A 22,648-nucleotide genomic window follows, 5' to 3' on the forward strand; every position below is an offset into this window, starting at 1 on the left:
CATTCTTACCTTTCTCACTTAGATTAGAGGCTAAAACCGGGAGCCGCGGCGTCAGCCTGACGGTCTTTTTTCCGGTCTTTTTTCTTGGCGCGGCGTTCGTCTTCGCGGCTTGAGCCGGGAACGATTGCAGCAGGATCAGCAGCGCTGACTGATGGCTCAGGTGCATTTTCGTCACCAGCAGCCGTTGGTCCAGGACGGACAGCACCGCTCTCGCCAGCGCTATCCTTGTAGCCAATCAATTGCTCGATTTCACTTGCCGCACGATAACCGTCGGTTGGCAATTTGATGTCTCTCGCATCAACCGGCTTTACCAAATAAGGTGTGACGACAATCACCAGTTCGGTCTCACCCTTGCGATAAGAGCGCGAACGGAAGAGGTTGCCTAGGATTGGAATATCACCAACACCCGGGGCCTTGTCGATCGTGTTTTGTGAGGCGTTGCTCATCAGACCAGCGATCATGAAGCTCTGACCTGAGCCGAGCTCCACTGTCGTTTCAGTCCGGCGAATCGTAAGCGCTGGAACCTGGAAGCCATTGAGCGTCACCGCACCCTGGCTCGATAGCTCTGACACTTCCGGTCGCACGCGCAATGAAATTCGGCCATTGGCAAGAACCGTTGGCGTATAAGCAAGGCTGACGCCAAAGTCTCGATACTCGATCGCAACCGAGCCAAGACCCTCACTGACGGGAATAGGAAACTCACCGCCCGCCAAGAATGTTGCGGTTTCGCCCGAAAGCGCGGTCAAGTTAGGTTGTGACAGAGTGGTAACGAGCCCGATTTGTTCGGCAAGATCAAGCGCACCAAGAACGTTAATTCCAAAAAGCCTGCCAAGACCAGCAATTGTATTACCGCCTTGGGAATCAATGCCAGGACCGGTGATCGTTTGCGTTTGCACGACACCATCGGCATCGACGACCACCTGACCAAATTGATCAAGAATTGGGACATTGCGTGAGATGCCTCCTACCCCTTGGCCCGCTGATATCGGCCCGCCGTAATTGAAACCATCTTGGCCAAGTTGACGGCCCGTTCCGATAACGCCGCGGAAGCCATTTGAACCATCAGCTGTGGTCAAGTTGCCTGCAATGTCGCGCGTTAGTGAGCGGCTGACTTCGGCAAACTTCACTTGCAGGTTGACTTGCAGTGGTGTCGCTGTTTTCAGGCGGCTGATCACATTTGCGTCGTCGCCAACGAAAGCTTGCACGAGGCGTTCCGCTTCGGCTGCATCTTCTGGCGCAGCCACAGTACCAGTCAGCAGAACTGTGTTGGTACCCATGGTTGCAACGCCAATTTTCGCCTGCGGCATCGCCAGAGCCAGCATTTGATCAATGCTGCCAATGTTAGAGCCGACGCGAATGTTCGCGGACCAGATCACATTGCCAGACGCATTGCTGGCATAGATCGTTGTTTCACCACCAGAGCGGCCAAATACATACAGCTGACGCTGAGATTTGACTTGCACATCGGCGATTGCCTCGTTGGCAATGAAGACATCCGTCATCGCGCCAGGCACGGTGACCAATTGGCCGCTGCCGATGGATAGGACAACGTCCTGATCCGGGCTGTTCACTTGCTGAGCGGTGGCAATATTTGCCGGAGCCGCAACAAGCGGTAGTGCGGCAATGCTGGCCAGCAGCATTTTTGCAGTAGACAGGCGTTTCATTTTATAGCCCCTTGATGGTTTCCCTTTTGCCGTTTTCACGGCATCCAAACTTTTGATCTGGTTCGTCATTTTCTGTTCCCTCAACGGATCAGCAACGCGCCTGCAGCAGGTGCAGTCTGACCGGCGTCACGCACATTTTGCGATTGGCCTTGACGGAAAGAAGTGGTCGCACCGCGTACACCGCTCACTGGAACTTCAGTGGTCTGCTTGCCGCGAGTGACACGCACGGCTGGGCCGCGATTGATTGGCGCACCATTCACCTTTGCAGAAACGCCCGGTGCAGCTGGGGTGACCCGTGCTCGGCCAGAGTTCTGAGGAGGCACTGTCTTGCGCTGGAAGCGTGAAACATCGCCGCCGGTTGAGAAGGTGGTGCCCTTATCGTTCGGACGGTTCATTGCTGATTGCAGCAACTTTTCTTCTTCTTCAGGCGTTGTGCCCTCTGGAATTTTCACATCGCCAGAAGCAATCGCGCGCTCAAGTTCCGTCTGATTGTCTGCAATCGAGCGCAGAACCAAGCTCAGCGTACCGAGGGTTTGTGCAACAGCCACTTTCTCAGCGATCTTAGGTGTCACTTCGATAGTGACAGTCCGGAACGCACGAACGACGGTCTGGCCATCTTCGGTGGTTGTTTGTTCAGTCGACTGGTCAGTCGCTAGCACGCGCAGATTGCGCAGCACGGTTTCAGCAGCGTTGAGATCTGGTCCGTCGCCTTTGACCGCTTGGGTCAGGACGAGGTCAACTCGGTCGCCTGGGAAAACAAAGCCCGCAACGCCAGTTCTGGCTGACACCGGCACTGTAACAGCGCGCATGCCTGGGCCAAGCGCCGCAGCGAGGAAGCCGCGATCGCCAGGGCTCACAAGCGAACCTTGGGTCAGTGGTTCACCAGCGGTGACCGGATGACGCACGACAGTGCCGAGCAATTGAGTGATGTCTGATTCGCCATCAATGAAGTAGGCATCCTGCACCAACTCTTCCGGCCATTGCTGATAGCTCAGCGCATCGGCGGTGATGATGGTGCCGGTTGGAAGCGCACGCTGCGCAACCAAGACCTTAGGACCGACTGGTACAGCCGCCTCAGCTTCTGGGGCAGCGCCCCCGGCGAACATGCTGCGTGCAGCAAAGGCAGTGCCGACCGCGATGATCAGCGCTCCGATGAGCAAAACAAGCTTCTTCCTGTCCATGGCTTTATAGCCCCCTTGTAATGGCCCAGATGAATTCACGGGCGGATAGATTTGCGCCTTCTAAGCGCAGATTGGTTAAAATCGGGTTCACCCCAAATTCGCAGCCATTGCTGCGCTGGAGAAAATCTTCGGATAAATGACCCACAGGCCGCCGGCCGCGATGGCCACGCCGTAGGGAATTGCGATGCGTTCTTTTTGCTGACGCATGAAATGATATGACGCCATCACGATGGTCAGCGCGCCGCCAGCGAGCGCCATAATGAGCAGCAATTGCATAAAGGCGCTGGGCTCAATCCACAGCGCAAGCGCCGCCAAGAGCTTCACATCGCCGCCGCCCATCATTTTGAGCGCGAACAAAAGCGCCATCGCAAAAAATGTGATGATCGCGATACCGACCTGCAAAACGACGCTGGTCGGATCGAAAATTGTTGGTCCTTCGGGGAGCAAAGACATGCCGCTGGCCCACCAGAAGACCGGCGCGCCAAGGACGATCGCCAGGTTCAGCCAATTGGCGATTCTGCGGCTGCGAATGTCCGTAAATGCGGCAAACAACAGCGCAATTGCCAAGGCAATCAGCAGTCCGTATTGGATGGTTTCACTAAACATTTGGCCCCCAAAGGTTGACGGCCAGCTCGTCTGGTCGCTCCTTCTGAGGGTGTTGCTACAGATTATGACTTACCAAATAGTAACCAAGCCCGAAGGGACGAAATTAGTGACGTCAGCAAAGCCCTCGCCGCGCATAGTTCGAGGGAGCCTGTGATTATGGATCGCCGGGTGATTCCAGCGGCTGCCAGTGAGAGTGTTTGGCGCGCGCACGACGGCCATGAATTGCGCCGGATTGATTGGCAAAGCTCGAGCGCTGCTGATGTAAGCCCGCGCGGCTCTATCCTGTTTTTCCCGGGGCGCGGCGACAATTACGAAAAATATCTTGAGAGCCTGGATGAATGGCACCGCGATGGCTGGCGCGTAACCGCGGCGGATTGGCGCGGGCAGGCTGGGTCTGGACAACTCGGCGATGATGCCGTCACCGGCCACATCGATGATTTTGCGACCTGGGTCGATGATCTGGCACAATTTTGGGCAGACTGGATTGCCGAAACGCCCGGACCGCATGTGCTCGCCGGGCATTCAATGGGCGGGCATGTCGTTATGCGCGCGCTGATTGAGCGCCGGGTCCAGCCTGAAGCCGTTGTTTTGAGCGCGCCCATGCTCGGCATGGCGGGGCCGCCGCTGCCGCTAGCGGTGCTGCATGGGGCGGCTAAGCTGATGAATGTCGTTGGCGAACCAACTCGTCAGGCTTGGAAGTGGAGCGAGAAACCGGGCGAAATGCCCGCGCGTCGCCGCACTCTGCTAACCCATGATGATGATCGCTATGACGATGAACTGTGGTGGCGCGAGCATCGCCCCGAACTGGTGATGGGTCCGGGCAGTTGGGGCTGGGTCGAGCGCGCCTATGCCTCGACCAGAGTTCTTGAGGCGCCCGGCGCGATGGAATCCGTCGACGTGCCGGTGCTCATCCTATCGACCAGCGAAGACAAGCTTGTAAGCCATGCGGATTGCGTCCGTGCGGTGGAGCGGCTTCCCAAGGGAGAGCTGTGCGCCTTTGGCAACGAGGCCCGCCATGAGATCCTGCGCGAAGTGGATGCCGTGCGCGGCCGCGCAATGGACGCAGTTGCCGATTTTCTCGATCGGGTCGCGCCCAAGCCCGCAAGCTGATGCCCGATGGAATTTATGACTTTGCGGTTGTCGGAGCCGGAATAGCGGGGGCTAGTCTTGCGGCTGAACTGTCCGCTCATGCCAAAGTGCTGGTCTTGGAGGCCGAGGATGTGCCCGGATACCACGCCACTGGCCGGTCCGCGGCATTCTGGGATGAGTGCTATGGCGGGCCAGGGGTGGTGCCGCTCACCCTCGCATCGGGGCCGTATCTGCGTGATGGCGGTTTTCTGACCCCGCGCGGCGCGGTGCATTTGGCCCGCGACGAAGATTTGGACGCGCTGAGCGAATTTGAGCGGAGCTTTTCGGATACCGGCGTCACGATTGAGCGGCTCACCCGCGAACAGATTACCGCCAAAGTCCCGCATGTTCGAGGCGACTGGTGTCACGCGATTTGGGAGCCAGCCTGCGCGGATATCGATGTGGCGGGCCTGCATCAGCATTACCTGAAGATCATGCGCCAGCGCCGCGTCGACCTTGTCTGCCGCGCGCGCGTGGCGCGGCTGAATCGCCATTCTGACCCCGGCCTATGGGCGGTCACTCTCGAATCGGGTGAGACCTACGCAGCAGAACGCGTGGTCAATGCGGCGGGAGCATGGGCCGATACGCTCGCGGTCTCTGCAGGCGTCAAGCCGCTAGGCATTGCGCCGATGCGCCGCACCGTCGCGCAATTGCGCGTATCGCCGCGGGCCCCAGACAATTTGCCGCTGGTCCTCGACATCAATGGCGGGTTCTATTTCAAGCCGGACAATGGGCGATTGTGGCTCAGCCCGCATGACGAGATACCGAGCGAGCCTTGTGATGCTGCGCCAGAGGAGATTGATGTCGCCCGCGCGATTGAGCGCTTTGAAGCTGTGGTTGATTGGAAAATTGAGCATGTTGAGCGGCGCTGGGCCGGTTTGCGCAGTTTCGCACCTGACCGGCTGCCGGTTTATGGCTATGATGCTGAGGCATCTGGCTTTTATTGGTTTGCAGGACAAGGCGGCTTTGGCATTCAAACCGCGCCCGCTGCCGCGCGCCTGGCGGCGCAAGAGCTATTGGGGCTCAGTGCGGATGTAATGACTAAGGGCATTGAGCGCGCGCGATATGCGCCGCAACGTTTTGTTACAACCGACGCCTAGCCAACCCGGCTTTGATCTGTAAATTCCCGAATCGCAGTCAAATTCATGACCAAGGGAGACAATACAATGTCGCACAAATTTGAGATCTACAAAGACAAAGCCGGCGAGTTCCGGGTCCGCTTTAGCTATAATTCAGAAGTGATGTTCTCGACCCAGGGCTATTCGAGCAAATCGAGCGCGCAAAATGCGATCGATTCGATCAAGAAAAACGGCCCGGGTGCACCGACTGAAGATAACACCTAAGGCGTTGTAGCGGCTGGCGCATCGCCGCCGCTGCTACATTTCCTGATACAATAGCGGCGTACCGGCATGGTGCGCCGCTTTTGTTTTGAGGTTTGCAGATTGCAGTTAAAGCGCGCCTCAGCGCACCCGCGCCACTCAGGCGTCTTCGCTCTCTTCTTCGTCGCTGGATGATGCCGCGCGGTCCGCCTCATCGCTGGCGAGCTTATCGACGCGATCATTCTCCGGGTGGCCGCTGTGCCCTTTGACCCAGTGCCATTCAACCTGATGCTTGGCCGAGACATCGATGAGCTCATGCCACAAATCGGCATTGCGAACGGGCTTCTTACTGGCGTTGATCCAGCCGCGCTTTTGCCAGCCAGCGACCCATTTGGTCATCCCGTCGAGCACATATTTGCTGTCTGAATAAAGGTCGACAGTGCATGGCTCGATAAGGGCGGACAGGCCTTTGATCGCCGCCATCAACTCCATACGATTGTTCGTCGTGTCGCGCTCTCCGCCCGACAATTCCTTTTCATGACGGCCCATGCGCAGCAGCGCGCCCCAGCCGCCAGGGCCAGGGTTGCCCTTGCAGGCTCCGTCAGTGAAAATCTCGACGTGTTTCATAGCATCCACCATTGCCCGAATAGTTAGCTTACGCAAATATACCTAGGCCCGCTTCGTCGTAAAAGTGCCATCGTGAGACGAATTGCATTGGGTCCTTGCGTGTGACCAATGCGTCATCCGGCGTATCGAGCCAATCCTCTGCCCGGCTTGCGACAAATCGCAGGCACGCGCCCTTGGCGATTTCGGGCAGCAGTTCGCGCTCTGCGGTCTCAAGCGGGCGAACCGCCTCATATCCTTCGACCAGCGCGTTGCCGAGCTCGGTATTATAATGCGTGCCGGAAGGATCGAAGCACCATGCGGCGTGCGTGGTGGCGAGGTCCAATGCCATCGTGCCCCGGCAGGCAAAGTAGAAATCAATCATGCCAGAGACTTCATCGCCCAGCATCAGGACATTGTCCGGAAACAGGTCGGCGTGAATGTTGGAGGCGGGCAGGGCAGACAAATCGAGCGCAGCGGCGTCTTTCGCCGGGCCAAGGACTGAGGGCAGCGCCGGGTTGATGCTCGCGAGGCCAGCCTCACCGCATTTTTCCAGAACCGCGAGATTATCGGCAAAGCCCATCGTGTTCGCGCGGGTTAGCTCAAAATCAGCCGATGCGAGATGCATTTGCGCCAGCGCCCCGCCCACGGCCCGCGTCTGAGCGGCAGTTGGCTGTGTCGGCGATACACCGGGCAAAAACTCGATCAGCGCGATCGCTTTGCCATCCAGCATCCGAAACGCTGCTCCTGCCTCGTCGTGAATGGTGCGCGGCACGGGGCATCCGCCTGCCGACAGATGATCGAGCAGCCCCAGGAAATAGGGCAAATCGCTCAGCTCAATTCGCCGCTCATACATGGTGAGGATAAAGCGTGTGGGCGAATTCGGTGCGCCGCTACCGGTTGTCTCAATCAGCCAGTTTGAGTTCGAGACGCCCTCGGCAATACCCTTGGCTGAAACCAGATCGCCAACATCATAATGCGCGATCAACTGCGCCAATTCCTCAGCGCCAAGATGCGTGTAAACCGCCATTCGCCCGAGCGCTTCGCTGGTCTATTCGGTCAGTTCACGCGGCAGTTTGAAGACCATCTTCTCTTCCGCTGCCGTGATTGTCTGTTCGTTGACCGGGCGCAGTTCCTTGATCTTGGCAACCACTTCGCGCACCAAGATTTCCGGCGCAGATGCCCCGGCGGTGACGCCCAGCGTCTCCACCCCCTCGAGCCATGCCGGGTCGATCTCATTGCTGCGTTGGATCAATTTGCCGGGCGTACCCAGCCGCTCTGCCACTTCGACCAGGCGCAGAGAGTTGGACGAATTGGGCGCGCCGATCACGAGCAGCAGGTCGCATTGTTTGGCGATTTGTTTGACGGCAGCCTGACGGTTGGACGTCGCATAGCAAATGTCCTCCGCCTTCGGCCCGCGAATATTGGGATAGCGCCATTCGAGCGCCGCGATCACTTCGGCTGTGTCATCAACCGACAGGGTCGTTTGCGTGAGATATGCGAGCTCGTCATCCGTCTCAAACGGCAGCTTGTCGACATCTTCCACAGTCTCGACCAAGGTCATCTGGCCTTCGTCAACCTGGCCCATCGTGCCGATTACCTCAGGATGGCCCTCATGGCCGATAAAGATGATGTGGCGCTTCTTCTCGAGCTGACGCTCAGCCTGCCGGTGAACTTTTGAGACCAGCGGGCAGGTCGCATCGACATAGATCATATTGCGCCGCTGCGCTTCTGCTGGAACCGATTTTGGCACGCCATGCGCGCTGAAGACGACCGGGGCGTCGTCTGGCACCTCGTCCAATTCCTCAACAAAGATCGCGCCTTGCGCCTTCAGCGAGTTCACAACGTATTTGTTGTGGACGATTTCGTGGCGAACATAAACCGGCGCGCCGTAGCGCTCGATCGATTTTTCGACGATTTCAATCGCCCGGTCCACGCCTGCGCAAAAGCCGCGCGGGGCCGCAATCAGCAAGGTCAGCGGGGTCTGGTCGGCTTGTCCGCCGCCAGAGGCAGACGAGCTGCCATTGTCGGAATTGGGAAAGGGAGCATTCATATCGCCCCCTCTAGCGCTTTGCGACGTCCGCCGCTAGGGCGTGATACTTCAGTTTTTGTGGTGCGCGGTCAATCGCTGCGCGCGCATTGGATCGATTAATCGAGGACGACCCATTCCATGACGTTTCGCAAGCCGATTTTGCCTGCTCTAGCTCTTGTTGCTGCCCTTGCTGGTTGTGCCCGCGAAGGCGAGTTGGTGGTTGATCAGGGGGTCGGGATCACTGCCGTCCTGACATCCTGCCCATCGGTTGGCATTCCTGATTACACCGGAGATATCACTGCATTCCGCGCCGCTGGCGATCAGACGGCGGCCAATCTGGATATGACCGCAACGATCACCAATCTGCGTCACACCTGTGATGAAAGCGGCGAGAAGGTTTACAGCCAGGCGACCTTTGATGTGCTCGCCCGTCGCACCGATGTTCGCGGCGCGCGCAGCGTCACCGTGCCTTACTTCGTCACCGTGTTGCAGGGCGGCAGCGCCGTTGTGTCAAAGCGGATTGGTGAGGTGACGATCAGTTTTGCTGATGGCCAAGAGCGCGCACAGGCGAGCGGAACCGCGTCCTCTTATATTGACCGCGCTGCTGCGACCTTGCCCGCCGATATTCGCGAGCGGATCACCCGTAAGCGCAAACCTGGCGATGTTGACGCCGCGCTTGATCCGCTGTCCGCACCAGAAGTGCGCGCGGCGATTCAGCGAACCAGCTTTGAAATGCTGGTCGGCTTTCAACTGACTGAGCAGCAGCTGGCCTACAACGCCACGCGTTAGATTGTTCCGCACACCATCCGGTGTGCGATTTCCTCGCTCATGCGACCAAAGGTCGCGTCGCTGCGGGCGGCCGGTCGGCCTTGCGGTCGCTTTGCGACCGTTGCTCTGGCCGCGATCCTCTTGCGCAAGCAGAAAATTAAGGTAGCGCGTGCTTCCTATGACTGATCAACCAACACTCTACGCCGCCTTTGCGGCTAAGACCCACAGCGCGCTTCAGGCTTTGGAAGCGGACGGCGTGCTGCCCGAGGGTATCAATTTCGCCAATGTCACGCTGGAGCCGCCGCGCGATCCGAGCCACGGTGATCTGGCGACCAATGCCGCCATGGTACTGGCGAAGCAGGCGAAGACCAATCCGCGCGCCTTGGCTGAACAAATCGCCGCGAAGCTGGAAGCAGACCCGCAAATCACCAGCGCAGAGATCGCCGGACCCGGCTTCATCAACCTGCGGCTTGATCCTGCGGCATGGCTGGCTGAACTTGCGGCGATCGCTGCGAAGGCAGACGCCTATGGCCGCTCTGACATGGGCGCTGGCACGACAGTCAACGTCGAATATGTTTCCGCGAACCCGACTGGGCCGATGCATATGGGCCATTGCCGGGGCGCGGTGGTGGGCGATGCGCTCGCCAGCCTACTCGAATTTGCCGGCCATTCGGTGGTGCGCGAATATTACATCAATGACGCAGGCGGTCAGGTCGACGTGCTCGCCCGCTCTGCGCATCTGCGATACCGCGAGGCGCTGGGCGAGGATATTGGCGCGATCCCAGAAGGGCTCTATCCGGGCGATTATCTCAAACCGCTCGGCGAAGCGCTCGCGAAAGAGTACGGCAATGCCTATGCCGCCGCCGATGAAAGCGAATGGCTGGCGCTGTTCCGCGAGCAATCGGTTGATGCCATGATGGAGCTGATCAAGGCCGATCTGGCGGTGCTGGGCATTCATCACGATGTCTTCGCCTCAGAGGCTCAGCTGCACCGCGAGGGCAAGCCCGACGCCGCCGAAGCGTGGCTGCGCGAGCATGACCTGGTCTATGATGGCGTTCTCGAAGCACCCAAGGGCAAGGCCCCGCCAGAAGATTGGGAGCCGGTGGAGCTGCCACTGTTCCGCTCGACCAAATTTGGTGATGATCAGGACCGGCCGATCAAGAAATCTTCCGGTTACTGGACCTATTTTGGCGCCGATCTCGCCTATCATATGCAAAAGGCGCAAACCGCCGATGCGATGATCAACATCTGGGGCGCGGATCACGCTGGTACGGTTAAACGGATCAAAGCTGCGGTTGCGGCGCTGGGCGAGGGGCAGGGCAGCCCGACCCCATTCGACGTGAAGCTGGTGCAAATGGTTCAGTTGCTGCGCGGCGGTGAGCCAGTGAAGATGTCGAAACGTTCTGGCACGTTCGTGACGCTGGCCGATGTGGCGGGCGAAGTGGGCAAGGATGTGGTGCGTTTCACCATGCTGACCCGCAAGCCTGAGGCGCAGATGGAGTTTGATTTCGCCAAGGTGGTCGAGGCGAGCAAGGACAATCCGGTCTTCTACGTCCAATATGCGCATGCACGGATTCGCTCGACCTTGCGCAAGGCGGCTGAGGCTGGCCTTGCGCCATCGGGTGAGAATTTAGCGCAATTGGGCGATGAAGAATTGGCTCTGATCCGTTTCGCCGCGCAATTCCCGCGTGAGATTGAAGCCGCCGCAAAAGCGCGCGAGCCGCACAGGATCGCCTTTTATCTTTATGATTTGGCCTCAGAGCTTCACACTTTCTGGAACCTCGGCAATGATTCGCCGCAAAAGCGCTTCATCTTGGAACAAGATGCTGGTTTAACGGGCGCACGGCTTTTCCTTGCTGATGCAATCGGGCAAGTGATCCGTAATGGTCTCGGCGTGCTCGGCGTTGAGGCGGTGGAATTTATGTGAGGGCCGAGAGGCTTTTAATGGAAGGGGCCGCGGGCGGTGATGCCTGCGGGCAACAATTATGAGCGATGCAGCCGAACTCGACTTGTCAGAAGAAGAAAGCCTGCCGTGGCTGGAATCCGATGAAGAAGATGATGATGGCGGTGTGGATACCGCGCGGATCATTGGCTTTGCCGCGATCCTGCTGGTCCTATTGGCTGGTGTGATCGGTGCCGTTTGGTTCGTCACCAACAAGACGGGCGATCAGGAATTGGTCGCCGATGGCAGCACAATCGTTGCGCCGGAAGGCCCATATAAAGAACGTCCGGATGATCCCGGCGGTAAAGAATTTGCCGGCACGGGCAATGTCGCACCGGCGGTTGGCGAAGGCCAAAGCCGTGACGGCGTTGTCGCCGATGCTGACGACACAGCGGGTTCGGCCTCTGGAAATGGCACTGGTGCGGACGGCTCCGACGCTGCTGGCAGCGCATCAACCAGCGCTGGTCCAGCCATTGCGACCCGCACCACCGATGATAAGCCCGCCGCGAGCAGCAGCGTCGGCGTGCAAGTTGGCGCCTATGGCAGCCGGGCAAAGGCGGAGGCTGGCTGGGTCACGCTCACGCGCCAGACGAGCGTTTTGAACGGTGTGAGTCACCGCATCCAAAAGGGCGAGGCGGACATCGGCACGGTCTACCGGCTGCAAGCGGTGGCAGGCAATCTTGCCGCTGCGCAAAAGCTCTGCACCGATCTCAAGGCGGATGGCGTTGCCTGCCAGGTGAAGCGTTGAGGCGAGAGGCCCAGCCACTTTTCCCCACGGATCAGGGTTACCGCGCTTGATTGAACCGGGTGCGCCTGCAAGGTTTCACCAATGACACCGGCCATCTTTGGACTTTCTGGCCCTGCGCTAACCAATGAGGAACGCGCCTTCTTCAAGGAGGCCGATCCGGCGGGCTACATTCTGTTTGGCCGAAATTGCGAAAATGCTGAGCAGCTGCGCGCTCTGACCGATGACCTGCGCAGCCTGCATGGCCGCGATCGTCTGCTGGTTTCGATTGATCAAGAGGGTGGCCGGGTTGCTCGGCTGCGTCCGCCGGAATGGGCGCCCTATCCCGCTGGAGAGGCGTTCGACCGGCTCTATCAAATTGCGCCAGCCAGCGCGATTGAGGCCGCGCGGGCGAATGCTCACGCGATGGCGTTGGAGCTATCGGCGATGGGCATTACGGTGGATTTCCACCCGCCGCTCGACGTTCGTCAGCCCGATGCACACGATGTGATCGGCGACCGCGCTTTGGGCAGTGATCCGGTGCAAGTCGCCGCCATTGGCCGCGCTATCCTGGATGGGCTTGCGCGCGGCGGAGTGACCGGCTGTATCAAACATATGCCGGGCCATGGCCGCTCCATGGCCGACACGCATAAGGAAATGCCGACGGTCACCGCCAGCGCGGAGGAATTGGAGCATGACATTGCCCCGTTCCGCTCGCTCGCCTCAGCTCCCATGGGCATGACCGGCCATTTACTGTTCACCGCATGGGATGCAGACAATCCGGCCACTTTGTCATCCAAGGTGATTTCACAGATCATTCGCGGCGCCATTGGCTTTGATGGTCTGCTGCTGACCGATGATATCGATATGGAGGCGCTGGAGGGCACCATCCCCGAGCGCTCGGCCAAGGCGTATGCTGCGGGCTGCGACATTATCCTCAATTGCTGGGCCAAGATGCACGATATGCGCGGCATCGTGGAGGCTCTGCCCGCCATGTCTGAAGCGACGGCGGCGCGGCTCGACCGCGCGCTGGAAAGCACTCAGGTCCGCGATGACCTGGGCGAGGCGGCGGACTTGCTCGCTAAGCGCGATGCTTTGCTGAACATTGCGGAGGCGGCGGCATGAGCTCAGATGGCTTCATGCTAGAGGGCGGCAGCGGCGAAAAGCCGGAACCCGGCAGCGTGAACAGCGTCGGCGAAGCGCATTGGGGCGATCCCGATGGCGCGACTTCGGAAAAGAGCGAGCGCGAAAAGGCGCTCTATCTGGAGCTTGATGGCTGGGAGGGACCGCTCGACCTCTTGCTGGACCTTGCGCGCCGGCAGAAGGTTGACCTTCGACAAATTTCCATTCTTGCGCTGGTCGACCAATACCTCACTTATGTTGAGGAGGCTGAGGCCATGCGGCTGGAGCTGGCCGCCGACTACCTCGTGATGGCGGCATGGCTGGCCTATCTCAAATCTGCGCTGCTTCTGCCCAAGGATGAGCAAGAAGACCCAAGCCCGGAAGAGCTTGCGATGCGTCTGCAACTGCGGCTCCAGCGCCTCGGCGCGATGCGCGAGGCTGCAGCCCGGCTGATGGGGCGCGACCGGATTGGGCGCGACATCTTCACGCGCGGCGCGCCAGAGGGCCTGCGGATTGATCGCAAGACGCAGTGGAAGTGCGACAGTTTCTCGCTGATCCAGGCCTATGGTCAGGTGAAGGCGCGCACTGCACCGCGCATCTATCACGTCTCTGATCGTCCGGTCATGACGCTGGACAGCGCTTTGGAGCGGGTCTCTTCCATGCTGGGCGTCACGCTCGATTGGATGGAAATTCGTGACTTCTTGCCGCCGCATGCAGAGCCGAAATTGCGCAAGTCCGCGCTCGCCTCCAGCTTTGTCGCTGCGCTAGAGCTCGCGCGCCTGGGCCGGGCAGAGCTGTCTCAGGAAGAGGCTTACGGCGCGCTGCGCATCCGCCGGTTGCAAGAGAAAGTGAGCGCGCATTGAGCGAGGGACCAAGCGAGATCGCGCGCAGTCTGGAGGCAACACTGTTTGCCACTGAAGAGCCGATGAGCATAGAGGCGTTGGGCACGCATCTGGGGGGGATGAGCAATTCCGATGTGCGTGATGGCCTGAAAGAGCTGAGCGAATTTTACGACAAGCGCGGCATCTATCTGGTGGAGCGCGGCAAGCGCTGGCATTTTGAGACTGCGCCGGATCTTGCACATTTGCTGCGCAGAGAGCGCGAGCAGGTTCGCCGCCTCAGCCGCGCCGCGACCGAAGTGCTCGCCATTATCGCCTATCATGAGCCGGTTAGCCGCGCCGATATCGAATCCATTCGCGGGGTTCAGACCGCCAAGGGCACGCTCGACGTGCTGATGGAGGCGGGCTGGATCAAGCTGGCTGGCCGACGTGATGTGCCGGGCCGCCCGGTTATCTATGCGACGACGCCAGAGTTTCTCGATCACTTCGGGCTAAGCTCGCGCCGCGACTTGCCGGGCATCGACGAGCTGAGAGCCGCCGGTCTGCTCGACCCCGTTGATGATGCGTTGGAAGAGGCGATGAGCCCGGATACCGGCGATACGTACGCAGAAGAATCGGAGGCTCTTGGCGCCTCTGACACAGCGGAAAACGCCGTCCCAACTGATCCTGAAACCGGCGCTCCGCCGCACACATTGGATTAGCGACTGGCGTAGCGCCGCCATCGCGCCTATATTGGCGTTCTAGGTTAAGCAGAGAAAGTCATTCCCCCATGGGTTTTAGTGTCTGGCAAATCGCCATCGTCGCCGTTGTGGTCCTCATCCTGTTTGGGCGAGGGCGTATTTCAGAAATGATGGGCGATTTCGGCAAAGGCATCTCCAGCTTCAAAAAGGGCATGAGCGAAGATGTCGACGCGCCTACCGCCAAGCCATCGGAGCCAGCCGGGCAAATTGAACCGCCGGCGGACAAGAGCGCAGCGGCAAGCGAGACCGCGTCTGCAGAGCAGAAAGACGCCTCCAAGTAACCTCTGAACAGAGAGCGGCAATGCGCCGGACCAGCCAAATATGTTCGATTTAGGCGCCGCAGAATTGCTGGTCATCGCGATTGTCGCGGTGATCGTGATTGGGCCAAAGGATCTGCCTTTGGCGATGCGCACGGCTGGCCGCTGGATCGGCCAGATCCGCAAGGTTTCCTCGCATTTTCGCACAGGCATCGATGCGATGGTGCGCGAGGCTGAGCTGGAGGACATGGAAAAGAAGTGGCAGGCGCAGAACGAAGAGATCATGAAGCGTCAGTCCGGTTCGGCAGAGGCAGCCGTCGGTGAGCCGGTTATGACTGGCCCTCCGCCCGCCGCGCCCAAGGCTCAGGCTGCTGAGGTGACAAAGCCAACCGCTCCTGAACCAACCACAGCGGAGGCGAAAGCTACCGCAAAGCCTGCGGCAAGCGCGAGCAGTAAGTCAGCGGGCAAAAAGACGGCGAAGAAAGCGGATAGTGCGGCTGCAACTGCGGCGAAAGAGCCGGAACTGCCGCTTGCTGCGCGCCCCAAGGCCAAAGCAAAGCCGAAAGCCAAGAAGGCAGCACAGGCTGAGACCGCTTCAGAAAGCGCGCCCAAATCCAAGGCGAAGACTAAGCCGCGCGCCAAAGCGAAATCAAAGCCAGCGCCGAAGAGCGAGGGCTAGAAATCAGCAATGGCTCTGGGGATAAGAGATATAGACGAGACGCAGGCGCCGCTGCTTGATCATTTGATCGAGCTGCGCAGCCGCCTAGTGCGTTCGGTCATTGCGCTGACATTGGCGTTTTGTGTCTGCTTCTATTTTGCAGACCAGATTCTAGGCTTCCTGATCCAGCCTCTGAAAGACGCGTTTCCAGAGGGCGAAGGGCAGCTGATCTTCACCAAGCTCTACGAAGTGTTCTTCGTCGAGTTGAAGGTCGCTCTGTTCGCCGGGTTCTTCATCAGCTTCCCGGTGATTGCGAACCAGCTCTGGGCATTCATCGCTCCAGGGCTTTATGCGAAAGAGAAGAAGGCGTTTCTGCCGTTTTTGCTCGCGACACCTGTGCTGTTTTTGGCGGGTGGTTCGCTGGCCTATTTTGTTGTCATGCCGACCGCGTTTCGATGGTTTTTGACCTTTGAAGGTGAGGCTGGCGGGCTCTCTATTGAGGCTCTGCCCGCTGCTGGCGATTATCTCAGCCTGGTGATGCAGTTCATCCTCGCCTTTGGCATGAGCTTTCTTCTGCCGGTTTTGCTGCTGCTGCTGAACCGTGCGGGTATCGTCACGCGGGCGCAGTTCGTTGCTGCACGCCGCTATGTGATTGTCGGCGTGGTGGCGCTTGCGGCGATTGTGACGCCGCCGGATCCGGGCTCGCAAGTGATCTTGGCTATCCCGCTGCTGCTGCTGTTTGAGGGCTCGCTGGTGCTGATGCGCCTGCAAGAACGCGGGCGGAACACGGATGAGGATGCGGAGGGCGACGGCGCGGATACTGCGGAAGAGGGAAGCGTTCTAGAGGCCGGAGACGCGTCTGCTGCCGCCGCCTCCGGGGCAGATGACAGTAAGGCTACCGATCGCGGCGATATCGGCGAGGCATAAAGCTGGAGCTGCGGCTGCGGTTTTGCCGCGCGCCGTTACTGCTAGCGCGCTTTATTGGCCGCCGCTTCAGGACTGACTGACAGTCTCGCCTACCGCTTCTCAAGTATTTTAGTTTGGTGCTTGCTGGTCGTTCGTGGGGGCAGGCGGCATCATTTGATAGGCAGTGCCGATTTGAGCTGAAACTACTCAATGCACCACGAGACAGCCTTCGCATTATTCGCTGGTTTTCTAAGGGGCACGCCCCTCTTATGCCCTCGCGCCAACCGCACCACCGGTTGGCTTCTCAACAGGCCAAAAAAAACGGGGCCCCGAAGGACCCCGTAATTCTATCGATTGTGTTACGTCTATTAGACGCTGACGGGATCGTCGTCGCCATCTGCAGCGATGATGATACCACCGATGACAGCTGCTGCTGCCAGAAGGGCGATGATGATGCCCGAGCCGCCTTCGAGTTCGCTTTCGCCTTCGACTGGAGCAGCCGAACGATCAAATGCGGCTTCTGCGATAGCCGGGGTTGCTGCGAGCGAAACTGCTGCTGTTGCAGCGGCAAGCGTACGGAATTTCATCAATATTCTCCTGATTGATTCTTATTAAACTCGAAATTCGTTGGTTAATTAGGCGATCTATTAGTTTATGGCAACCCCAATCTTGAGCAAAGTGCCGCCATTTTGGTTCTTAAAGTCCTTCGTTTTCAGGGGTGTAGCGAAACGCCCTGCAATCTGATGCATTTTTACCGCACTTTGCAATGCAGAAAATGCTGCAACTGCACACTGAGACATTCTTCAAACAACGTCTGAACACCGAATCGGTTCTCATCGCCTTAATCAACTGCGCAGCTCGGTTTGAACATACGCAAGATCGCTTAGTGATTTGTGCAAAACAGCGGTTCCGACCGCGGCAAACAATTCACTTTGTGATCAATTGGACAATGACCTTGTGATGCGCGGCGTGCAACCACTCAGAGTTCGCGTGGGCTTAGCGCGCGACGACTTGCTCGCCGCCAACCCACACTTCACTGATCTGGGTTGCGCGGATGTCTTCAGGTGATGCCAGCATAGGATCACGGTCGACCAGCAAGAAGTCGGCGCGCTCGCCGGGGATCAAGCGTCCAAACCGGCCATCTGCAAATCCGGCATATGCGGCGTCCGCCGTAAAGGCGCGCAGCGCTTGCTCGCGGCTGACGGTTTCTTGTGCGCGCCATCCACCGAACGGCTCTCCATTGGCATCCGTACGGCTGATTGCGACAGCAATGCCCGCAAAGGCGTCGGCAGGCTCGACCGGTGCGTCAGAGCCAAAGGCAAGGCGGCCACCGACATTGAGTACGCTGCGCCAAGCATAGGCACCGCCGAGACGGTCTGGGCCCAACCGAGCCTCCGCCATCAGGCGGTCAGAGGTTTGGTGGAGCGGCTGCATTGAAGCGATGATCCCAAACTTGCCAAAGGTTGGCAGGTCCGCCGGATCGGCAATTTGCGCATGCTCGATCCGCCAGCGCCGGTCGCCAGTGTAGCTTGAGTTGAGCTCTTCAATCGCGGCGAGCACATCGGAGTTTGCCGCATCGCCAATGGCATGGACGGCAGGCTGAAAATTATCGAGCGCCGCGCGGCTCATCAAATTGCGCAATTGCGCCTGCGACAGCAGCGGCAACCCGCGTGTGCCGGGTTCGTCAGCGTAAGGTTCCTTCAGCGTTGCTCCGCGTGAGCCCAACGCGCCGTCGAGATAGAGCTTTATCCCGCCCATGCGCAGGCGGTCATCGTACAGCCACGGCGTTGGGCCAGGGCCTCCGATCAGCGACATTGTCTCAACGTCGCTGGCGTAGGACATGATCCGCATTTTAAGCGTGCCATTGTCGCCTGCACGCCGATAGGTCTGCCAATCTTCAATCGATGTGCCCATGTCGGCGGCAGCGGTCACGCCATTGGCGAACAGGATCTCCTGTGCTTTTCGCAGCGCCAGATCCCGATCTTCTGGGCGAGGCGGGGGCACGACTGCATTCACCAGGCTTTCTGCCGCATCCACAAAGACGCCGGCGGGTTCCTGACTCCCGGATTTGCGGATGATCCGCCCGCCGCTGGGCGATTGCGACGCGGCTGTGACGCCGGCGGCTTCCATCGCTTTTGTATTGGCCCAGCTCGCATGGCCATCGACCCGGCTCAGCCAGACGGGGCGGTCAGACACGACCGCGTCCAGTTCTTCGGCGGTGGGGAAGCGGCCAAGGCCCCATTTCTCTTGGTTCCAACCGCGCCCGAGGATCCATGGCCGCCCAGGGTTCTCAGCAGCGAACTCTGCGATTTTTTCCAGCGCGTCTTCGAGCGAGGTGGTTTGCGATAGATCCAGCGTCAGTGCGCCAAAGCCAACGCCCATCACGTGCAAGTGTGCATCGATCATCCCGGGCAGCATGACCCGGCCTTCGCCGTCCACGCCGAAATCAATGTCGCTGGGGCGCTCCTCGCCGCGCTCTACCAGATCGGTGATTTTGCCTTCATCGTCGAAAACCAATCCGACAAAGCGCTTCAGTTCGCCGTCTTCGCCAATGGTGATGCCGTCGACGTTATAGACCAGGGTGTCAGCCGCGGCGGGGCTGGCGCTGAGCGCGAGAATAGCAGTGGCGGCGCCAAGCGCGGCGGTGAATTTACGGATCATATCTCTGTCTTAGTCCTTCTTGGCTTGCGGCAGCCGGGTGATGAGTGCGCTGGTGTCGCGGCGTCCGCCGCCCCTCGCTTGCACTTCGGCATAGAATTGATCGACCAGCGCTGTTACGGGTGATGACAGCCCAAGGCGGTTTGCTTCATCGAGGGCATAGCCCAAATCTTTGCGCATCCAATCAATGGCAAAACCGAAGTCGAAACTATCGGCTGCCATGCTGGCCCAGCGATTGTCCATTTGCCAGCTTTGCGCTGCGCCGCCTGAGATCGCTTGATAGGTTTTGTCCATATCAAGGCCAGCGGCCTCGGCCAGCCTGATCGCCTCGGACAGGCCAGCCAGCACGCCTGCGATGCACATTTGGTTGGCCATCTTGGCGGTTTGCCCAGCGCCGACCTCGCCAACATGGACGATCGATTTGGCGTAGCAATCCATGACGGGCGCAGCGCGGGCTAGGGCCTCTTCGCTGCCGCCGCACATAATTGCGAGCTGACCGTTCTCTGCGCCCGCTTGGCCGCCAGACACCGGGGCATCGACGCATTCCAGGTCTCTCTCCACGCATGCAGCAGCCAGCCGCCGGGCCATATCCGCCGACACAGTCGTGTGATCAACCAGCAAAGCGCCTTTGGCCATCGCCGCGAGAACACTGGTCTCGCCAAAGGTCACGCTGGCGAGATCTTCATCATTGCCAACGCAAGTAAATACAATGTCCGCGCCGCTTGCCGCCTCGGCAGGTGTTGCGGCGAACGCGACTTCGAGGCCGTCCTTGGCAAAAGTACCCTGCCATTTTGCGGCCCGCTCCGGTGAACGGTTGTACGCTCTTACATTGTAGCCTGCGCGCGCGAGATGCGCGGTCATTGGGCCGCCCATCACGCCAAGCCCGATAAAGGCGATTGTCAGGTCTGAATTCACTTGGGTTTTGCTCATAGGACGAGGCAGTAATAGCAATTGCCGCACCTGCCAATAAAGCAGATCACGCAATTGGGTTTGCCCTTCGCATCGCAAAGGCTTACTCGCCCGGTCACTATGACAGCACAATCTGCCTCTGCCGCCGCATCAGCCCCCGCAACCTGCGGCCCTGCTGACCTAACCCTTGATCATGTGCGCGCCGCCGCCGCGCGCATTGATGGCGCGGTGGTGAAGACGCCGATGATGCACTCGATCACTCTGTCGCAGATTACAGGGGCGGAGATTTGGCTGAAGTTTGAAAACCTGCAGTTCACCGCCGCCTATAAGGAACGCGGCGCGCTTAATGCTTTGCTGCAACTGACCGATGAACAGCGTGCTCGCGGCGTAATCGCCGCCTCGGCAGGCAATCACAGTCAGGGCCTGTCCTATCACGGCACCCGGCTGGGCGTGCCAGTGACGATCGTGATGCCGCGCACCACGCCGACCGTGAAGGTGATGCAGACCGAGAGCGTAGGCGGCAATGTTGTGCTCGAAGGCGAAACCTTCGACGATGCCAATGCGCACGCGCGCAAGCTGGAAAAGGAAATGGGGCTCACATTCGTGCACCCATTTGATGATCCGCATGTGGCCGCTGGCCAAGGCACAGTCGCTTTAGAGATGCTCGAGCAAAAGTCGGACCTAGACTGTCTGGTCACCCCGATTGGTGGCGGCGGTCTGATCTCTGGCATGTCAACAGTTGCCCGGGCGCTCAATCCCGACATTGAGATGGTCGGCGTTCAGGCCAGCCTGTTTCCCAGCATGTACGCGCGCATCAAAGGTGAAGAGCGCATGTGCGGCGGCGACACTTTGGCTGAAGGGATCGCGGTCAAGCAGCCGGGTGAGTTCACCAGCAAGGTGATCGCAGAGCGCGTCGACGACATCCTGCTGGTTGATGAGCCGGCGCTTGAAAAAGCGGTCGCTTTGCTGCTGCAAATCGAGAAAACCGTCGTAGAAGGCGCGGGCGCGGCAGGCCTCGCCGCAGTGTTACAACACCCCGAACGCTTCGCCGGAAAATCCATCGGCATGGTGCTTTGCGGCGGCAATATTGACACCCGGCTGCTCGCCAATGTGCTGCTCCGCGATCTAGCGCGGCAAGGACGGCTAGCACGCCTGCGAGTGACTTTGCAGGATCGCCCAGGCGCTTTGTTCAAGGTCATGCGGTTGTTCGATGCGCACAACGTCAACATCATTGAGATCTACCATCAGCGCATCTTCACAACGCTGCCCGCCAAGGGCTTGATCACGGACATTGAGTGCGAGGCACGCGACGCGGATCAGCTCAACGCACTGGTCGCGGCGCTGCGCGCGGCGGATTACAAAGTGACCGTGGCTGAGCTCGCGTAAGCCAAGCATTTGAACCAGTGTTGGCCCTATGCAATCGCACTTCTGCGAGGCTCGAGGTGTGGACGCATTTCGAGTGCTTTTCAGCCGGCTACGCGTTAACCCCTAGCGAACAAACTGCATCCGGATTGGTGTCAATCCCAATTCCTGCCCCAAGCAATTGCGCCATTCCTGCGGCAAAATGTGCAAAGTAAGCCTTTATTAACCCTGTTTTGTGGTTAAGATACTTTTACTGCGGCGGCCAAACAGGCATAAGAATGTCTTAACGCCCAACTCCCTGATTCACCCTTTGCACAAGGACTCAAGGCAAACCCGTGACGGCCCCGATCCGCTTTCCTCGTTTCTTTGTTACCAGCCCTGCGCCTTGCCCTTATTTGCCGGGCAAGAGCGAGCGCAAAGTCTTTACAGAGCTGAAGGGCGGTCATGCAGATCAGCTGAACGAAGCGCTCGGCCGCATTGGTTTTCGCCGCAGTCAGACGGTGGCTTACCGGCCCAGCTGCATTGATTGCCAGGCATGCGTTTCCGTTCGGGTAGTCTCGGACGAGTTTAAACCCTCCAGCACGCAAAAGCGGCTGATGAAGCGCAACAAAGACCTCGTTGTTACAGAGTGCCGCCCATGGGCGACCGATGAACAATTTGAGTTGCTCGCCAAATATCTGGGCGCGCGCCATCCCGATGGCGGCATGGCGGCAATGGACGAGCTCGACTATGCCGATATGGTCGAGCATACGCCGGTGACCAGCTATGTTGTCGAATACCGCGAGCCGAGCGAAAATGGCGAGCCGGGCCGTTTGGTCGGTGCGTGCCTCACCGATCGCCAAGGTGATGGTCTTTCGATGATTTACAGCTTTTATGATCCCGATCATGAAGCGCGCGCAGGGCTTGGCAATTTCATCATTCTCGACCACATAGTGCGCGCTGCGGAGCAGGGGCTTCCCTACGTCTATCTCGGCTATTGGGTCGAGGGATCGCCGCGGATGCAATATAAGGTGCGCTATCGCCCGCTCGAACGGCTGACCCGTGAAGGCTGGCAACGTATGTCCGATGAAGAGCAAAGCGAGCTTATTGCTGAGGCCACTGCGCCCAAGACTTCGCTGGACGAGCCCATCAAAGGTGCGCGCGGTAAAGATGGCCAGCCGGTCAAATTCCCAGCGACATAATATCCTGACATTACGAAGCGTATGGCTCGCCGCGGCGATGGGTTGCGCT

23 protein-coding genes are annotated in these 22,648 nt (G+C 59.2%); 14 read left to right on the top strand and 9 right to left on the bottom strand.

The window, feature by feature from the left end; all coding sequences use genetic code 11:
• Positions 1–23: 23 nt before the first annotated feature.
• The 3 genes from AC0V6V_RS11985 to AC0V6V_RS11995 form a co-directional block, all read right to left on the bottom strand.
• Positions 24–1,664 (bottom strand): type II and III secretion system protein family protein, encoded by a 1,641-nt coding sequence (locus AC0V6V_RS11985; RefSeq protein ID WP_486165594.1) that lies wholly within the window; start codon positions 1,662–1,664, stop codon positions 24–26.
• 80 nt (positions 1,665–1,744) lie between these two features.
• Positions 1,745–2,845: a Flp pilus assembly protein CpaB gene (gene cpaB, locus AC0V6V_RS11990; protein WP_486165595.1), complete on the bottom strand. Its 1,101-nt coding sequence runs from the start codon at positions 2,843–2,845 to the stop codon at positions 1,745–1,747.
• An 87-nt stretch (positions 2,846–2,932) separates the two neighbouring features.
• Positions 2,933–3,451 carry an A24 family peptidase gene (locus AC0V6V_RS11995; protein WP_486165596.1) on the bottom strand — a complete coding sequence of 173 codons (519 nt, stop codon included), beginning with the start codon at positions 3,449–3,451 and terminating at the stop codon, positions 2,933–2,935.
• A 156-nt stretch (positions 3,452–3,607) separates the two neighbouring features.
• Here AC0V6V_RS11995 and AC0V6V_RS12000 point away from each other — a divergent pair, with 156 nt between their 5' ends.
• The 3 genes from AC0V6V_RS12000 (at position 3,608) to AC0V6V_RS12010 (ending at position 5,922) form a co-directional block, all read left to right on the top strand.
• Complete coding sequence (locus tag AC0V6V_RS12000; RefSeq protein WP_486166345.1) at positions 3,608–4,561, top strand: alpha/beta fold hydrolase; 954 nt, start codon at positions 3,608–3,610, stop codon at positions 4,559–4,561.
• Entirely contained in the window at positions 4,561–5,679 is a 1,119-nt protein-coding gene (locus AC0V6V_RS12005; protein ID WP_486165598.1) for an NAD(P)/FAD-dependent oxidoreductase, read from the top strand. Before AC0V6V_RS12000 ends, AC0V6V_RS12005 begins: the two co-directional genes overlap by 1 nt.
• A gap of 66 nt (positions 5,680–5,745) precedes the next feature.
• Complete coding sequence (locus AC0V6V_RS12010) at positions 5,746–5,922, top strand: YegP family protein (RefSeq protein ID WP_472639486.1); 177 nt, start codon at positions 5,746–5,748, stop codon at positions 5,920–5,922.
• Positions 5,923–6,057: 135 nt separating this feature from the next.
• Here AC0V6V_RS12010 and rnhA read toward each other — a convergent pair whose 3' ends face one another.
• Genes rnhA through ispH form a run of 3 tightly spaced genes read right to left on the bottom strand, consistent with a single transcriptional unit; the run spans position 6,058 to position 8,554 of the window.
• The gene (gene rnhA / locus AC0V6V_RS12015) at positions 6,058–6,525 is read right to left on the bottom strand and encodes a ribonuclease HI (protein WP_486165599.1); all 468 of its coding nucleotides are present in this window, start codon (positions 6,523–6,525) and stop codon (positions 6,058–6,060) included.
• A gap of 28 nt (positions 6,526–6,553) precedes the next feature.
• Positions 6,554–7,531 carry a homoserine kinase gene (locus AC0V6V_RS12020; RefSeq protein ID WP_486165600.1) on the bottom strand — a complete coding sequence of 326 codons (978 nt, stop codon included), beginning with the start codon at positions 7,529–7,531 and terminating at the stop codon, positions 6,554–6,556.
• Between the two features lie 21 nt (positions 7,532–7,552).
• Complete coding sequence (gene ispH / locus AC0V6V_RS12025) at positions 7,553–8,554, bottom strand: 4-hydroxy-3-methylbut-2-enyl diphosphate reductase (RefSeq protein WP_486165601.1); 1,002 nt, start codon at positions 8,552–8,554, stop codon at positions 7,553–7,555.
• A 117-nt stretch (positions 8,555–8,671) separates the two neighbouring features.
• On the opposite strand from ispH, the gene AC0V6V_RS12030 reads away from it, so the two are divergent.
• From AC0V6V_RS12030 to tatC, 9 genes are all read left to right on the top strand, one after another.
• Positions 8,672–9,322: a hypothetical protein gene (locus AC0V6V_RS12030; RefSeq protein ID WP_486165602.1), complete on the top strand. Its 651-nt coding sequence runs from the start codon at positions 8,672–8,674 to the stop codon at positions 9,320–9,322.
• 157 nt (positions 9,323–9,479) lie between these two features.
• The gene (gene argS, locus AC0V6V_RS12035; protein WP_486166346.1) at positions 9,480–11,228 is read left to right on the top strand and encodes an arginine--tRNA ligase; all 1,749 of its coding nucleotides are present in this window, start codon (positions 9,480–9,482) and stop codon (positions 11,226–11,228) included.
• A gap of 58 nt (positions 11,229–11,286) precedes the next feature.
• A complete protein-coding gene (locus AC0V6V_RS12040; protein WP_486165604.1) occupies positions 11,287–11,991 on the top strand; it encodes an SPOR domain-containing protein in 705 nt (234 codons plus the stop codon).
• An 81-nt stretch (positions 11,992–12,072) separates the two neighbouring features.
• Positions 12,073–13,092 (top strand): beta-N-acetylhexosaminidase, encoded by a 1,020-nt coding sequence (nagZ, locus tag AC0V6V_RS12045; RefSeq protein ID WP_486165605.1) that lies wholly within the window; start codon positions 12,073–12,075, stop codon positions 13,090–13,092.
• Entirely contained in the window at positions 13,089–13,952 is an 864-nt protein-coding gene (locus tag AC0V6V_RS12050; protein ID WP_486165606.1) for a segregation and condensation protein A, read from the top strand. Before nagZ ends, AC0V6V_RS12050 begins: the two co-directional genes overlap by 4 nt.
• Complete coding sequence (scpB, locus tag AC0V6V_RS12055) at positions 13,949–14,629, top strand: SMC-Scp complex subunit ScpB (RefSeq protein ID WP_486165607.1); 681 nt, start codon at positions 13,949–13,951, stop codon at positions 14,627–14,629. The genes AC0V6V_RS12050 and scpB overlap by 4 nt, the downstream gene beginning before the upstream one ends.
• Before the next feature lie 68 nt (positions 14,630–14,697).
• Positions 14,698–14,949 carry a twin-arginine translocase TatA/TatE family subunit gene (locus AC0V6V_RS12060; RefSeq protein ID WP_486165608.1) on the top strand — a complete coding sequence of 84 codons (252 nt, stop codon included), beginning with the start codon at positions 14,698–14,700 and terminating at the stop codon, positions 14,947–14,949.
• Positions 14,950–14,989: 40 nt separating this feature from the next.
• A complete protein-coding gene (gene tatB, locus AC0V6V_RS12065; RefSeq protein WP_486165609.1) occupies positions 14,990–15,604 on the top strand; it encodes a Sec-independent protein translocase protein TatB in 615 nt (204 codons plus the stop codon).
• A 9-nt stretch (positions 15,605–15,613) separates the two neighbouring features.
• Positions 15,614–16,510: a twin-arginine translocase subunit TatC gene (gene tatC / locus AC0V6V_RS12070; RefSeq protein WP_486165610.1), complete on the top strand. Its 897-nt coding sequence runs from the start codon at positions 15,614–15,616 to the stop codon at positions 16,508–16,510.
• A gap of 347 nt (positions 16,511–16,857) precedes the next feature.
• On the opposite strand, the gene AC0V6V_RS12075 is transcribed toward tatC, so the two are convergent.
• The 3 genes from AC0V6V_RS12075 to AC0V6V_RS12085 form a co-directional block, all read right to left on the bottom strand.
• Complete coding sequence (locus tag AC0V6V_RS12075) at positions 16,858–17,076, bottom strand: hypothetical protein (RefSeq protein ID WP_486165611.1); 219 nt, start codon at positions 17,074–17,076, stop codon at positions 16,858–16,860.
• Positions 17,077–17,485: 409 nt separating this feature from the next.
• The gene (locus AC0V6V_RS12080) at positions 17,486–19,150 is read right to left on the bottom strand and encodes an amidohydrolase (RefSeq protein WP_486165612.1); all 1,665 of its coding nucleotides are present in this window, start codon (positions 19,148–19,150) and stop codon (positions 17,486–17,488) included.
• A gap of 9 nt (positions 19,151–19,159) precedes the next feature.
• Positions 19,160–20,077, bottom strand: a complete 918-nt coding sequence (locus tag AC0V6V_RS12085; protein WP_486165613.1) for an NAD(P)-dependent oxidoreductase — start codon at positions 20,075–20,077, stop codon at positions 19,160–19,162.
• A gap of 99 nt (positions 20,078–20,176) precedes the next feature.
• Here AC0V6V_RS12085 and AC0V6V_RS12090 point away from each other — a divergent pair, with 99 nt between their 5' ends.
• Entirely contained in the window at positions 20,177–21,442 is a 1,266-nt protein-coding gene (locus tag AC0V6V_RS12090; RefSeq protein ID WP_486165614.1) for a threonine ammonia-lyase, read from the top strand.
• 311 nt (positions 21,443–21,753) lie between these two features.
• The gene (locus AC0V6V_RS12095) at positions 21,754–22,599 is read left to right on the top strand and encodes an arginyltransferase (RefSeq protein ID WP_486165615.1); all 846 of its coding nucleotides are present in this window, start codon (positions 21,754–21,756) and stop codon (positions 22,597–22,599) included.
• Positions 22,600–22,648 lie beyond the last annotated feature (49 nt).

The sequence above is a fragment of the Erythrobacter sp. S249 genome (genome assembly GCF_057364975.1).